At 39.7% G+C, this 16,088-nt stretch carries 11 protein-coding genes; 3 read left to right on the plus strand and 8 right to left on the minus strand.

Annotated elements, in window-relative coordinates; all coding sequences use genetic code 11:
- Positions 1-14: 14 nt before the first annotated feature.
- The 6 genes from ACH30E_RS13765 to ACH30E_RS13790 form a co-directional block, all read right to left on the minus strand.
- Entirely contained in the window at positions 15-584 is a 570-nt protein-coding gene (locus ACH30E_RS13765; RefSeq protein ID WP_490825342.1) for a chemotaxis protein CheB, read from the minus strand.
- 4 nt (positions 585-588) lie between these two features.
- Positions 589-1,422 (minus strand): CheR family methyltransferase, encoded by an 834-nt coding sequence (locus tag ACH30E_RS13770; protein ID WP_294990308.1) that lies wholly within the window; start codon positions 1,420-1,422, stop codon positions 589-591.
- A 22-nt stretch (positions 1,423-1,444) separates the two neighbouring features.
- Positions 1,445-4,855: a response regulator gene (locus tag ACH30E_RS13775; RefSeq protein WP_490825341.1), complete on the minus strand. Its 3,411-nt coding sequence runs from the start codon at positions 4,853-4,855 to the stop codon at positions 1,445-1,447.
- A 124-nt stretch (positions 4,856-4,979) separates the two neighbouring features.
- Positions 4,980-6,275, minus strand: coding sequence for a RagB/SusD family nutrient uptake outer membrane protein (locus ACH30E_RS13780; RefSeq protein WP_294990303.1), 1,296 nt, complete (start codon positions 6,273-6,275; stop codon positions 4,980-4,982).
- A gap of 18 nt (positions 6,276-6,293) precedes the next feature.
- A complete protein-coding gene (locus tag ACH30E_RS13785) occupies positions 6,294-9,410 on the minus strand; it encodes a SusC/RagA family TonB-linked outer membrane protein (protein ID WP_490847349.1) in 3,117 nt (1,038 codons plus the stop codon).
- 20 nt (positions 9,411-9,430) lie between these two features.
- Complete coding sequence (locus ACH30E_RS13790) at positions 9,431-10,240, minus strand: DeoR/GlpR family DNA-binding transcription regulator (protein WP_366517215.1); 810 nt, start codon at positions 10,238-10,240, stop codon at positions 9,431-9,433.
- Between the two features lie 41 nt (positions 10,241-10,281).
- Between ACH30E_RS13790 and ACH30E_RS13795 the strand changes: the two genes are divergently transcribed.
- Both ACH30E_RS13795 and ACH30E_RS13800 read left to right on the plus strand, forming a co-directional pair.
- Positions 10,282-11,484, plus strand: a complete 1,203-nt coding sequence (locus tag ACH30E_RS13795; protein ID WP_490825339.1) for an anhydro-N-acetylmuramic acid kinase — start codon at positions 10,282-10,284, stop codon at positions 11,482-11,484.
- A 67-nt stretch (positions 11,485-11,551) separates the two neighbouring features.
- A complete protein-coding gene (locus ACH30E_RS13800; protein WP_490825338.1) occupies positions 11,552-11,989 on the plus strand; it encodes a RidA family protein in 438 nt (145 codons plus the stop codon).
- A gap of 1 nt (position 11,990) precedes the next feature.
- Here the strand turns inward: ACH30E_RS13800 and ACH30E_RS13805 are convergent, their stop codons facing one another.
- Positions 11,991-13,205, minus strand: a complete 1,215-nt coding sequence (locus ACH30E_RS13805; protein ID WP_294990291.1) for an alanine dehydrogenase — start codon at positions 13,203-13,205, stop codon at positions 11,991-11,993.
- Between the two features lie 63 nt (positions 13,206-13,268).
- Positions 13,269-13,691, minus strand: coding sequence for a tRNA (adenosine(37)-N6)-threonylcarbamoyltransferase complex ATPase subunit type 1 TsaE (gene tsaE, locus ACH30E_RS13810; RefSeq protein WP_294990288.1), 423 nt, complete (start codon positions 13,689-13,691; stop codon positions 13,269-13,271).
- A 272-nt stretch (positions 13,692-13,963) separates the two neighbouring features.
- On the opposite strand from tsaE, the gene ACH30E_RS13815 reads away from it, so the two are divergent.
- Entirely contained in the window at positions 13,964-16,087 is a 2,124-nt protein-coding gene (locus ACH30E_RS13815) for a heavy metal translocating P-type ATPase (protein ID WP_490825337.1), read from the plus strand.
- Position 16,088: the final 1 nt, after the last annotated feature.

A 16,088-nucleotide genomic window follows, 5' to 3' on the forward strand; every position in this document is an offset into this window, starting at 1 on the left:
TTACAGCAATATAATTATAATTCGCTTATGCGTTCCTGCATCTTTTCAACCGGCAAAATACTAACCCCTTTTGCTGCGGCAATTGCTGCAGCCGGCATTGTTGCAGATTCTGCCGTAACAGGATCCTGTATCCAGCAATCGGCACCAATATCTGAAAGTATAGAAATACCTTTTGCACCATCTGCATTAGCCCCACTTAATAGAATAGCCAATATCTTCTTTCCAAATACCTGTGCCGCACTTTCAAAACTTACATCTATTGATGGCCGGCTATAATGTACCGCATCTGAATAATCGAGGCTAAAAGTGCCATCTTCTTCAAACAGAAGGTGATAATTCTGCGGAGCCAGGTAAACCTTTCCTACACTTAATGGTTGTTTGTCTTCCGGTTCAATAATTTTTTTAATCCCTGATTCTCTCGCTAGTAATTTATCAAGTTCACTCTCTACATTTCTCATTCTATGAATAATGACCACAACCGGAATGGAACGATCCTTCTTTAACGACTTTAGCAATGCCGTACATAGAGGAATACTACCTGCAGAACCACCAATTAGTATAATATCGTATTTATTTTCTTTCAACTTTTTATCGCTTTTTCCTGAATATTTTTACAGTTGGGTCTACAGGTGTAAATTTTGTTTTAAGCTCTGAAAACAATAAGGTTTCCTTCATGCCGAGTCCCATAAAACCAAGTGATGACAAACTATCATAAAACAATCGCAAGACTTTGTTTTGTAGTTGTTTATTGAAGTAAATCATTACGTTCCTGCAAAGAATCAGTTGAAATTCATTAAAAGACCTGTCTGTCACCAAATTGTGTTGCAAGAACACAACCCTTTCACGAATTTCTTTATTAATAATTACATGGTCATACAAGGCAGTATAATAATCAGAAAAATCATTAACTCCTCCTGTCTGCCGGTAATTCGCAGTATACTCACGCATATGGTGCATGGGTAATACACCAGTTCTTGCTTTATCTAAATTAGCTGCATTAATATCTGTAGCATAAATCCGTGCTCGTTTAAGAAGTCCAGCCTCCTGAAGTAAAATACCTAAAGAAAAAACTTCTTCACCGGTAGAGCAACCAGCATGCCAAATATTTATTTGGGGGTAAGTAGCGAGTACGGGTAATACTTTTTCGCGCAGGCATTTATAAAATGCAGGATCACGAAACATTTCTGTAACATTTACCGTAATTGTTTCCAGAAAGCTATTGAATGCATTTGTATCCCCAGCTAGTAGTTGCACCAGATGCTGTCCATCAGCTACGGCCTTTTCATCCATAAATTTTGATATCCTTCTTAACAAAGAACTCTTCGAATACCCCGAAAAATCATATCCGTATACCTGATGAAGCATACTGAGTAATAGCTCAAACTCTTGTGCAGAAAGTTCAGGTCTTCCGGGAATCGACATCCTAAATATTTTTTTCTAATGCTTACTTAGTTAACCAAACTCGCATAAGTGATAATAATTTTTGCATATCCACCGGCTTCGTAATATAATCAGAAGCTCCTGCGGCAATACATTTATCCCTGTCACCTGCCATTGCTTTCGCAGTTAGAGCAATAATGGGCAATTCCTGCATTTTTAAATCTTTTCTAATCCTTTCCATTGCTTCATACCCATCCATTTCCGGCATCATGATATCCATTAACACAAGATCCGTATCCGGATGCTTTTTTAATTGTTCTAATGATTCTCTTCCATCGCTGGCAGCTACCACTTGCATTTTGTTCGACTCGAGTACTGCACTTAAAGCAAATACATTACGCATATCATCATCAACTACCAGTATTTTTTTATTCGACAGGGATTGGTCGTTATCCGGGATCGTTAACTGACTGGATCTGGTTTGATCATTTTCCGCCATTTTATGCAGAAACAATTCCAGTTCATCCAGCAACCTGTTATTTGCAGTAATTCCACTCCTGATGATGATATTTGATATTTTACGGAATTCAATCTCGTCGGTAGTAGAAATATCTTCATCCAGGTGTATAATAATGGGTAGTTGTTTCCCAGCAACTTGTTGATGAATCTGTTTTGCATCAGCTAACTGAATAGTTGAACCAATATGAACAATCAGACAATCAAATTTCTGTTCCGCAACCAATTTATTTGCGTCTGCAATAGATATTACCTGTTGAAAATGTATCTTATAGTCCTTTTCCGCGGCGAGTTTATGTAGGTCATTCTCTTCAAAATGTTCTGCTGAAACAATAAGTACCTGTTTCACACCTTGTTGAAAATGTTCTCCCAGCAGTGAAAATGCCTGCTCTAATGCACTGGTTTCAATCGGTTTCTTAAGATAGGTCATAACATCGGCATCCTTGAATCGATTATCCTCAAAAGCGGATATTATATGTACCGGCGTATGTTTTATTTGATCATCATTTCTGATCTGTTTGAGAATTGTCCAACCATCCATTACAGGTAATTGTATATCCAGGATAATAGCATTGGGTTTGTATTTTTTCGCATAATACAATCCTTCATCCCCTTGTAATGCGATAATAATCTGGTATCCCTTGTGTCGTGCATAGTCTCTGATAATTGTAGCAAAATTTACATCGTCTTCAATTATCAACATAAGACGTTCTCCCTTTTTTAGTTGAAAGCGATCATCTGCAACTATTGTTTGTTCACGAACTTTATCAATCGAAACAAATTCATCCTGTAACAAAAGTTCATCAGCAACCACATTTGAATCTGCATGGGCATTTCCAGTAAATGTAAGTGGCAGGAGAAGGGAAAATATGCTTCCTTTATTCACTTCGCTTTTTACAGAAATTGAACCACCGAGCAATTTCATCAGTTCAAGACTTATAGACAATCCAAGCCCTGTACCTCCATATCTGCGGCTTGTTGAGCCATCTGCCTGTTGAAATGCTTCAAAAATGAGCTGCTGCTTTTCTTCAGGTATCCCAATTCCTGTATCGGATACATTAATCCGTAATTGATCTGTAGCAGCTACTGGTTCAAAGGAAAGGGTAATTTTACCTTCTGCCGGTGTGAACTTAAATGCATTTGACAATAAATTTTTAACCACCTGTAAAAGACGTTGTCTGTCTGTTTGAATAGTTGCAGGTGCACCTGTCATTTTTTCTACTGACAGATTAATATTCTTTTCATTGGCTACTACTGAAAAGAGTTGCAATACATCTTCTTTAATATTATCCAGTGAAACATCTTCAATTAATAAATCTACCTTGCCCGATTCAATTTTAGAGAGATCGAGAATATCATTAATTAGCTGAAGCAGGTCTTTACCAGATTTATAAATAATGTTAGCATACTCAATTTGCTTTGCATTCAGGTTATCCGTATTATTATCAGCAAGTAATTTGGCTAAGATGAGAACGCTGTTCAATGGCGTGCGAAGTTCATGCGACATATTGGCCAAAAACTCCGACTTATATCGGCTGGTAGTTTCCAGTTCTTTTGCTTTTTGTGCCAATGCCTGACGAGCGTTATCAATTGCTTCATTTCTACCTTTTAGTTCAAGGTTAATTTGTTTAAGTTCTTCTTCCTGCGTTTTCAATTCTTCTTCAGAAGCCTGTAATTCTTCGGCCTGTCTGCTCAATTCATCATTTGTTTGGCGTAATTCTTCACGTTGCTCAAGTAAGGCTTCTTTTTGTTCTTGTAGCTCGTCGAGCAAATGATTGATACGATCTCGTGATTGATAGGAATTAATGGCCGCAGAGAGAATATCCGCACAATTCTTCAATAATGACACTTGTAAATCCGTGAATGAAGTGAAACAGCCCAACTCTATTAAACCTTTCAATTCTTCATTCATCCATAATGGAATACAGGCTATTTCACCATTTCCTGTTACCTGACCAAGTGAAGATTCTACCTTCCAGTAATCGGGTGGAATATTTTTTATGATAGTGACTGTTTTTGCATAAGCGGCATTACCAACAATGCCTTCTCCAATCGTAAATGATTTTTTTGAGGAACCACTAACGGCAACTGAAGCTGCTGTAATTAATTTTGTTCCATCATCATCAACAAAATAAATAACGCCGGAGGGAACTTCAAGGTATTGAACAAGGGCTGTAATAATCCGGTGAGCAAGTTCACTTGAGCTATCAACCACCTGTAAACGATTATTGATATAACTCATGCCTTCCAATACCCAATTCTTTTCCTGGGCCATTTTATTGATCTTCTCCGTTTCTTCCAGGTTTGCCTGTAATCGAAGGCCGGCTTTGTACCTGCTTTTCAGGGTTTGTATAACTGCATTGATCAGTAATAAAACAACAATCATCAATACACTGATCCCTATATATAGAATAAGTTTGGTTCTTTTAATATATCCTGCAACGATTTCTTCCCTTTGAATAAGCAAGCCTTCTTCTACTGTTTTAATTGATTCAATCTGAATATATAAGGAGGAGAGTTTTTTCTCTTCCTGAAGTACTATTTCCTTAAAGTTTTCGGTTGAGAGTTTTGGAGTAATCACACCTTCTCTTTTCCAGTATCCTAATAAGTCAGTAACCATTGAATCAAGTCGGATAACATTTTGAACCTGAATCGGGTTATCTTTTACCAGATCGCGTAGGTCCACGATCCGAACAGGTATAAAACTTGATCCGCTTTCGTAAGCATCTAAATCTTTTGAAGCACCTGTTACCCAATAAGCCCTTCTGCTTCCCCTTATTTGCATTATTGAAAAGCGTATATCCCTTACATAAGAAATAGCCTGATGGGTATGTCGAACCGTATCTGATTCTTTCGCTTGCTTGTCTAAGGAATCAATGGTAACAAAGCCTACAATAAAAACCAGTAACACTGCAATACCTAGGCCAGAATATAATCGAAGGGGTAAGGAGCGAATCATGATTGTATATTGAATTTTAATTGATCTTGTAAGATAGGCAATTAAATGATTATCAATACATACCGCATTGTAAAGAAAAGGCCCCGGCTCAATGAGCCGGGGCCTTTATCGCTACCTTTCTTAATTAGAAAGCAGGGTCAGGAGGTGTATTCGGATTGCTGTCTCTTTCACGGAAAGGATAAGGGAAAAGATTCCTTTTTCTTTCGCTGTTAGGTCTTCCGAATCTACGCATATCTTCCAATTTCATACCAGACAAATAAAGTTCGATACAACGATTGCGGTATATCTGTGTTAGCAATTCAGCTGCACTTGCCGGAGCTACCGGACCAAGATCAGCACCAATACCCAGTGGATCGTTGGCAGCTTTTTTGGTAACAACTTTATTCAATTCAAGAATACCATTTACCAGATCAGGTGTCGCCTGACGTGCATAGGCTTCCGCTTTAATTAGGGTCATCTCTCCAGGATAGTACAATGGAATAGCTGCAGTTGCCGTATTCCAGAAACCATTCAACCTGAAACGAGGGTTAATTGTTGCATTAATAACGGTATAGAACTGGATGCGTTTATCTGCCAAATCAGGTGCAATGGCTGTTGGCAGTCCAAGTGTGGAATCCAAAGGCTGATACACGTTATTGGTAGATGTTACCGAATTAAAAATCGGATTGGGGTTCGCTGCTTCAAAATTCATCACTGAACGCTTGGTAAGGTCAACCGCATTAGCAGCAGCCAATGCAGCAGCATAATTACCTGCAAACAATGAATAACGTGCTTTCAAAGCATAGAGCGTGTTTACAATATCTACACCAACCGGCACATCAGCAGCAAAAGCCGAAGAAATTGCATTGGCACTGATTGCAGCGAGCGCTTTATCGATTGCAGCAATAGCCCTGGTAAATCCAACTGTTCTGTCTGAGAAAGTAGTAGTGGCAGTACCTACAGTATCAGGCACTTTTTCCCAGAAGCTAGATAAACAGCCCATTGATAAAGCTTTATACACAGTTGCATATCCAATTAATCCGCTTGCATAACTTTTGTCTGAAAGTTTTGCAGCAGCATTGATTACATTGTTTGCATCAAAAATAATCTTGTTAGCTGTGGTCCAAACATTACCCAGTAATGCATTGGTTCCATCTACGGCTGCACCCCCTGTACTGAACTGAAACTCAGAGGTATTACCCGGATTCATTAACAGGGTTTCATTGGTAATTAAACCAGTAGCATCAGACATGCCATAAGCAACATTCGATGCATAGGTTCTTTGCAGGCCCACGACAATACCAGCCAGTCCTTTAGCAGAACTGAATACCTGGTCTGATGTAGCCGCATTCGGGTTACTGAAGTCTTTTTTACAGCCTGCTGTTGTTAACAGCACAGCCGCAAGACCTGTATATAGTGATATTTGAATACTCTTTTTCATACAAGTAATTTTTTAGGATTAAAATTTAGCCTGGATTCCAAAACTGAATGTGCGTGGAATAGGCACAGCACCAAAATCAATTCCGCGAAGAATGGTGCTTTGTCCACCAGCATTCACTTCAGGATCACAGCCTTTATAATTATCCCAACTGATCAGGTTACGGCCACTCAGACTGATACTCAGATCGCTGAATCCTTTTATTTTACCAAAGTTGTAACTCAATGAAAGTTCACGAAGTTTAGTATAGCTTCCATTATCAACCCTCCATTCTTCGATGGCATAAATACCACTGATATAACCACGAGGTAATACACCACGATGCTCCTGTTCAGCAACGGTACCATTACCAACACCCTGACGGGTACGGAAATCAGCATTGAATACATCAACACCCTGTACCGCATCAATCTGAACACGAAGGCTGAGTTTCTTATAGGTAAGCTCATTCACTAAGCTTGCTGTGTAATCTGGATTCGGATCACCAATTACCTTACGTAATACGGCACCACTTGGCAAACCTGCTGTTCTACCGGTAGTATAAGAAAGAGCACTGTTTTGAACACCTCTTTCTGTTTGAGGAATACCACCTGCATTTTTCAACTCAGTTCCATCAGCGTTACGTGCAAAGAAGGTACCATAAAATACTCCTACTGGCTGGCCTTCAATAATTGCAACTGGTGCACCAGCATTGGTACTTAACAAGGTAAGTGCCTGACCAATACGAACCGCTTTATTACGGTTATGGTTAAAGATACCGGTGATGTTCCAATTTAAATCTCTTTTAGCAACTGGTGTACCTGTTAATACAATTTCATATCCTTTGTTTTCCAAAGAACCGAAATTATCCAACAGACTTCCGAAGCCTGAAGTTGGAGCTATGAAACGGTTGATCAACAGGTCTTTTACTTTCTTGTTGTAAATATTTACTGTTAAGCCTAATCTGTTATTCAGGAACGAAAGGTCAAAACCTAATTCAACTTCTTGTTGTCTTTCAGGTTTTACATTTTCATTTGCCAGAGTACCACTAGAGTTTAATGCTGTTCTTCCAAGGTAAGATGATGAGCTATAAGTGTTAAACCTTGAATAGGCTCCGATACCTGTAAGGTTACCACTCTCACCATACGCTAAACGTACTTTAAATAAATCCCACCATTTTGAAACAGAAGATTTAGCCCAGAAATCTGTACCTGAAATTACATAGCTACCACTTGCTTTGTAATAGGTTTGGTTACGCTGGTTTTTACCAAATACAGAAGAACCATCCACACGCATAGCACCTGTGACGAAAAATTGGTTTCTGTATTTAAAGTTCTGTTGCACATAAGCACCAGAAATAGAAATTTCACTGCGCTCATCAACACCACCCAGAATTGTACTGGCACCATTCACGGTTCTTACAAACGGAGCAAGACCTCTTCCCTGTAATAATGAATAATTATTCTTCTCGTATTGCTGAGAGAACCCTACCTGAGTAACTGAGTTGATGTTATTGGTAATATTTCTGCTATAAGTTGCATTCAAGTCATGGTTAATAGCAAAGAAGCTATTATTACCAGTACTTGCATAACCATTTTGGGTAGGATCAAGTGAAGGACCTCCACCAAAGAATGCCGTACTTACGTTATAGGCAAAAGGTGGAATATAGGTAGTACCATTTTGAGCATAGTTATCAATACCCATTGTGTAGTCTACCGTTAAACCGTTGATAGGTCTGAGTTTCAATCCCATATTTGCAATTAAGCGATTGGTGGTTTGACGCTGTTTAATGTCTTCAATCACAGAGACAGGATTTGCACGACCACGTTCACCTACTGCCTGGATATTACCCAGGGCATCTCTCTGCCAGATGTTGTGGAAGTTACCAATAATGGTAACAGAGTTCATTGGGGAGAAGAATGAGTTACCATCGGGTTTTTCATTTGCAGTACTGTTCACATAGTTTAAACCAAGGTTCATAGTTGCCCACTTGTTTAAAACCTGTTCAATATTACTGCGGAAGCTATAGCGTTGGAAATCGGTATTTCTAACAATACCCTGGTTATAAAAATAAGAACCAGATAAGTAGTACTTAGTCTTATCCGTCCCACCGCTGATAGAGATATTATTATCTGTACCATTCGCGTTCCTGAAAATATAATCCTGGTAATCGTACCTGGTTACTGGCGTAGTAGTGGTTACAGCAGGAGAAAGAATGTCCTGTGTAAATGCACCCGGACCATCAGTAGGGCCACCAAATTTGGTTGGGGCCTGGTTTACGGCCAGCTTTTTGCGCAGGTTACTGTTGGTAAAGCTGGTTGAAAAACTTACAGAAGGCGCACCGCTTTTACCTTTCTTGGTAAATATCTGTACCACACCCGCATTAGCACGGCTACCATAAATAGCTGCTGCAGCGGCACCATTCAATACCTCTATGCGTTCGATATCATTCGGGTTAATATCAACCAACCTACTCTGACCAATACTTCCTACAAAGTTTCCTCCATCATAGTTTCCGGAAGTGTTGGTAACACGATTGGTAGCATTGTTTACAATCACTCCATCGATAATATATAAGGGTTCTGAAGAAGAAGAAATAGAACTGATACCACGCAGGCGAACGGAAAGTCCACCAGCAGGATCACCAGAGTTCTGGGAAATCTGCGCACCGGCAGTCTTACCTTGTAAAGCTGCAAGAACGTTACCTGTTGCTCCTTTATTCAGATCCTCAGCACTAACAGAGCTGATATAACTACCCAATTGACGACGGGTAGTTCCCTGAGAGTTACCTGTAACGATAACTTCATCGAGTTTTGAAACGTCTTCAGCAAGTTCTGCATTAACGGTATAACTGTTGTTACCTGCAGTTACGGTTAAAGAAGATTGGGTGGTTTTGTAACCGGTACTGGAGAAAACGATGGTGTAAGTACCAGGCTTTAGTGTGGCTGTAAAACTAAATGCCCCGGTAGCATCGGTTGCTGTACCAGTACTGTTTTCTCTGACGATTACGGAAGCAGCTTCGACAGCAGTACCTCCTTTTGCGGTAACTTTACCGGATATGCGCACTTGCGCCATACCGGCAGCCGTTAGCAGCGTAGTTAGGAGTAATAATATAGCTCCTTTAACACTACCCGGCTTCATAAGCGGTGTAATTTTCATATTTCAGCGTTTATAGATGATTACAAAATAGTAATGCCTTGTTTTTTATAACTTTCGAACAGCGGATTTGCTGGATCTAATTCCGTTATCATAGTATCAATCTCACTCAAACCACAAATGGTTAATTTCTGATGGGTATTTACTTTCTCTGCTATGGACAACACAACTGTTTTTTCTGCGGCTTGTATCATCGCTTTTTTTACTTGTATAACTTCCCAATCGTTGTCTGTTACACCCGTTTCATCAATAGCATTAATACCCATGATACACAGATCGGCTTTAATGCCACTAATTTTTGAGATTGCTTCTCCCCCAACCGCAATTTGAGAGCTTTTAGAAATTTTATCACCCAGAAAAATAACTTCAATATTTGGATGCTGCGCATACTCGTGAGCCGCAGGAATACTTCCTGTAAAAAATGTTGCATGCAAATCTGCCGGAAGCAATCTTGCCATTTCAATAATGGTCGTTCCTCCGGTTGTAAGAATAAACATGTTATTGCGAATCAGCGGCACCACTTTTTGCGCGATAAGTCTTTTACTATCGGCCTTGTATACATCAGATTTCAGAAAAGAACTGTGAAAAGATTTAGACAATGCGCCCCCATGAACCTTGATGATTTTATCCATTTCCGCGAGTTCATTAAGGTCGCGGCGAATCGTATCTTCGGAAACATTTATTTCATTACTTAAATCAGAAGAAAGTATACGATTATGCAAGTCAATCTGACGCAGTATATAAGCTTGTCGTTCGGTTTTCAGCATAGCAGCATGGATATATTGTCCTAAAATTAATGCAGGAACTTGCGTATTTCCAAAAATTTCTTGCATGAAATTGCAGAAAACTGCGTTTTTAAGTCTAATTTAAACCCATGAACCAGAATATAGCAGCACTCTATAAAATTGCAAATAAGCCTGAAAGAACCATTATAGGTTTGATGAGCGGCACTTCTGTTGATGGGTTAGACGTGGCTTTATGCCGTTTCTCCGGTAAAGGCATGGAAACAAACCTGCAATTGCTTGCATTTGATACGGTTTCCTATAACGCTGCATTTAAAGACCATATAAAGTCTATTTTTTCTAAACGGCAGGTCGACCTGGAAAAAGTATGCTTACTCAATGCGTGGGTAGCCCGTGAACATGCCAAAATCATCCTTTCCTGTCTTGAAAAATGGCAGGTTTCGCCAGAAGAGGTCGATTTGGTGGCTAGTCATGGCCAAACTATTTACCATGCCCCAAAATTTCTTCATCCTGATGATGAATTTGATAATGCTACTTTACAGATTGGAGATGGTGACCATCTGGCAGTTTCCACCGGCATTATTACCCTCAGCGATTTCAGACAAAAACACGTGGCCGCCGGTGGTGAGGGCGCACCCCTTGCTGTGTATGGCGATTACCTGATATTCAGCAGTAAACAGGAAAACAGGATCATGCTGAATATTGGTGGTATAGCTAATTTCACCTATCTCCCATCCAGCCTCGATGCCAATGCAGTGTTCAGTACAGATGTCGGTACAGGCAATACATTAATGGATGCTTATATACAGGAAAATTATCCCGGGAAATATTATGATGCAGACGCCGCAATTGCCAGACAAGGAAATATCAGCACTGCATTACTCAACGCACTTAAAGAACATAGTTTTTTCACCAATGAGTTTCCTAAAACCATAGGACCGGAATTATTTAACCTTACCTACTTGTCAGAAGCACAACAACGCGCTGGAGAAACAATGCTTTCCCCTGCAGATATTATGGCAACGCTGAATCGTTTTTCTGCTGATATGATTGTTGATGCCATGAAACGATGCATGAATGGCGATACTAATTTTATTGTTTACGTAAGTGGCGGCGGTATGCATAACCCCTTACTTATGCAACATGTACGTGAGCAGCTTCCTGGTATAAACTTCAGGAATACAGAAGAACTGGATGTTAATCCAGATGCCAAAGAAGCGGTTTTGTTTGCCATACTTGCCAATGAAGCTATTTGTGGCGGTGAAGTTAAACTGGGCGCAGGCAGAAATGGTATACCCGCTGTTAGTATGGGAAAGATTAGTTTTCCTAAATAGACTATTAACAACAGAAGAAACCTCCTGAAGCTTCAGAAAACTGATTAACTTACTTCAAATACAAGTTATGAAAAAGGTCATGCTTTCTTTATTCATTCTTCTCTCGATCTCAGTGCTTTCTGCACATGGACAAACAATAGAAAAAAAGAAATTTCATTTTGGTCGCGAACAGGATACTACAGCAGGATATGCACAGGTAGTGAAAGTGGATAATGTTTTATATGTTTCCGGAACAGTAGCTACCGAAATTACCCCAAAGAGTATTCAAAATATTTACCAAACCATTGAAAAAAGCCTGGCGCATTTTGGTGCTACGCTTCAAAATGTAGTGAAAGAAAATCTTTACACCACTGATATTGAAGCAATGAAATTGCACAATGAAGCCAGGAAGAAAATGTATAAAGGCGATTATCCTGCCGCTACCTGGGTGCAGATTAGCAGGTTGTATATGCCTGAGGCAAAGCTGGAGATTGAAGTGATTGCACACCTGCCAAAGAGCCAATAAACTATCTTCTGCTGGCTATCAACAAATTCAAATCAGTAAACTTCAGGTCAAATTTTTGACTGATATAAAAATCAGTAAGCGCACCCTTGAACATATAAATACCTTCACGAAGGTTAAAATTATGCCATACCATTTCTTCCAAACCACCTTCATCACTGATCGACAACATTAATGGCATAAGTACATTACTGATTGCCTGACTGGCTGTTCTTGCAAAACCACTGGGTATATTCGGTACACAATAATGAATTACATCGTGCTTTACAAAAGTGGGATGCTCATGACTGGTTAATTCGCTTGTTTCAAAACATCCACCCCTATCAATGGCCACATCTATAATTATACTGCCCGGACGCATTGCTGCTACCATTTCTTCGGTAATGACCACAGGCGCCCGGCCATATTCATTGCTAAGTGCACCAACAGCTACTTCACAGGTCTTTAACTGCTTCGATAAAATGCGAGGCTCCAGCACACTGGTCCAGATACGCTGCCCTAAATTATTCTGTAATTGTTTTAAGCGATAAACATTGTTATCAAATACTTTAACTGAAGCACCTAATGCAAGTGCATTTCTGGTTGCAAATTCACCCACTATACCTGCCCCTACAATCACCACTTTGGTTGGAGGAATACCACTGATACCTCCTAATAACACACCCTTACCTTTATTGAAACTACTCAGGTACTGACCAGCAATAAGCATTACGGCACTACCTGCTATTTCACTCATACTTCTTACAATCGGATAAGTACCGCTTTCATCTTTAAAATTTTCGAAACTCAAAGCGGTCACTTTTTTTTCCATCATCTTCTCAATATACTCTTTGCGTAAAGCAGATAAATGTATGGGAGAAACAATGGTCTGGTTCATCTGCAACAAAGGCATATCTTCTGCTACAGGTGGAGCACTTTTTACAAGTATGGGACATTTGAATATACTTTCTCTATCGTACACAATAGTGGCTCCGAGTTCTGCATAATCCTTATCAGAATAATGACTACCCACTCCTGCATTATGTTCAACAACCACCTGGTGTCCATTGGAAACAAGTACACCCACGGCATCAGGCGTTAAAGCAATACGGTTTTCCTGGAAGGCAATCTCTTTCGGAATACCGATATGTAATTTCGCTCCCTGGGGTTTTATATCCAGTGTTTCTTCAAGGGTTTCATACGAAAAAGAAGCGCTAATAGAAGGTTTACTGGTTGCCATGCGTACAGATTGCTTAATGTATGGTTTTAGAGAAAGATAAAGTTAACGTATTTCCTGTCAGCATCAAATTGCTTCTGCATCGGTATATAATCGTCTTGTTGCAGCATCCAGGAGTTGAATGTAAACATGAAAAGTATCGTCAGGCAAAAGTCCAGCAGCTTTTTCAGGCCATTCGATAAAACAATACTGGTTACTGAGTAGCTGGTCTTCAATTCCAGCCATAATAGCTTCCTCCTCATCTTTTAACCGATACCAATCCATGTGTAATAACACTCCCGCCTCTTTGCTCTGGTATTGGTTCACAATGGCAAATGTTGGACTACTAATCGCGTCTGTTACGCCCAAATACGTACATAAGGCATGAATAAAAGTTGTTTTACCAGAACCCATATCGGCATGAAATGCCCACACTTTATTTTTTTTGCCTTCTTTCCACAAAGCCTTTGCTACCTGCTCAATTTGCGGAAGTCCAAAAATTGCATCCATAATGCAAATGTACGGGGGAAAAAGTCCGGGAGTCCGAAAGTCCGGAACTCAGAAAGAAATTTTTTGTCTATAGGTTGCAAAAACAATTTGTAAGCGGTTATTCACTGATACCTCTTATTAAATAATTCTGCTTCCGGTCTCCCGGACTTCCGGACTTTCAGTCAACCTCATCTGCAACATCGATGTAATAATATTCTTCTCAATTCGAAAGACCCACCTTCAGCAATTTGGTAAATTTGTATTGTGATTGATTCATCTGAAAACGACAGATTATGGAACAAGTGAAATGGAAAGTAGAAGGAATGACCTGCACCAATTGTGCCCTTACCGTAAATAAGTACCTGGAAGGAAAGGGCATGAAAAATGTAAAAGTAAATTTTATTGGTGGTGACGTTAGCTTTGAAGCACCGGAAGAAACGATTACAAAAGATATTGCAAAAGGAATCGATGGACTAGGTTACCATGTTGTAAACAACGATGCAGATTCAACTGAAAAGCCTAAAAAATTATTCTCCTCCCACTTACAAAGATTCTGGTTTTGTTTTGTATTTACTGCCCCATTAATGGTACACATGATACCAGGTGTGCATATTCATGTGTTGATGAATCCTTATGTGCAATTGGGACTTACCATTCCGGTATTTCTGGTTGGGATGGATTTCTTTGGCAGAAGCGCCATTAAAAGTATCTGGAAGGGTATTCCCAATATGAATGTATTGATTGCACTAGGTGCAGTAGCTGCATTTGGATATAGTTTATATGGTACCCTAATTGGTCGTGCAGAAGAATTTTTATTTTATGAAACTGCTGCAACTATCATTACCCTGGTATTTCTCGGAAACTGGATGGAAGACCGTTCCGTTGAAACAACACAAGCAGCATTAAAAAAACTGGCCATTACACAGAAGTCCATGGCCAATATGATTGCCTACGATGACCAACACCAGGAACATATTTTTCCGGTTGAAAGTACCAGTCTCAAAGTAGGAGATTTACTATTGATTAAAAGTGGCGAACAGGTACCTATGGATTGCAAAATTCTTTGGGGAGAAGCGCAGGTAAATGAAGCAATTATTTCAGGAGAAAGTGTTCCCGTATTCAAACAAATGAAAGACCACCTGATTGGTGGAAGTATCATTGAAAACGGAACCATAAAAGCCTATGTTACCGCGGTAGGAGAAGACACGGTATTATCCAATATACTTAAACTGGTAAGAGAAGCGCAAACAGAGAAACCACCCGTTCAACAACTGGCCGATAAAATAAGTGCCATCTTTGTTCCGGCAGTAGTGAGTATTGCCCTCATAACCGTACTTGCAAACTATTTCCTTGCAGATACTTCTTTCAGCGCCAGCCTGTTGAGGGGAATTGCGGTATTAGTTATTTCTTGTCCTTGCGCAATGGGACTTGCCACACCTGCTGCTATTGCTGTTGGATTAGGACGTGCTGCAAGAAATGGCATTTTATTTAAGAATGCGAAAAGTCTGGAAATTTTCAAAGACATAAAGCAAGTTGTATTCGACAAAACTGGTACCCTTACTACTGGACATTTTAATATTGTTGGATTTTCTGTAAGTGATGAAACAGAAACAGAAGAATCCTTTCAGCGTATAGCTTATTCACTTGAAAAATATTCCAACCACCCGATCGCGAATGCGATATCACGTAACTGGAAAACCAAAGATGAATTGAGATGGGCAAGCATTGAGGAAGTGAAAGGATTGGGCATGAAAGCAACAGATAAAACAGGAAATACCTATATCGCAGGTTCATTTAAAGTAGCCGGCGAATTTACAACCGATAACACCCACAATGTATATATCCTTCGTAACGATAAACTACTTGGTTGGATCGATGTTGCCGATGAAATAAGACAGGAATCATTCGCAGTAATTAGTGCATTGAAATCAAAGGGAATAAAAACCATTTTATTAAGTGGTGACCAACTTGAGAAATGTGAAAAAGTAGGCAAACAACTTGGCATCGATACAATCATAGCAGAACAAAGTCCGGCACAGAAACTGGAAAAAATTGCTGCATTTAATGCTGCAATTCCAACAGCCATGGTTGGTGATGGCATAAACGATGCTCCAGCTCTTGCAAAAGCCACAGTTGGTATTTCACTAAGTGATGCTACACAGGTTGCCATGCAGAGTGCTCAGGTAGTATTGATGAATCATGGATTAAAAAATCTGCCAATGGCACTCGGATTGGGCAAACACACTTATATAACCATCAAGGAAAACCTTTTTTGGGCATTTGCCTATAATGTTGTTGCCATACCTGTTGCGGCCCTTGGTTACCTGAATCCTACAATCGGAGCCTTAGTAATGGGCTTGAGTGATGTGGTACTAGCTGTGAATTCTGTAAGACTGAATTTTAAGAAAGTGGCATAAC

Source organism: Sediminibacterium sp. FW305-C-61, from assembly GCF_058231065.1.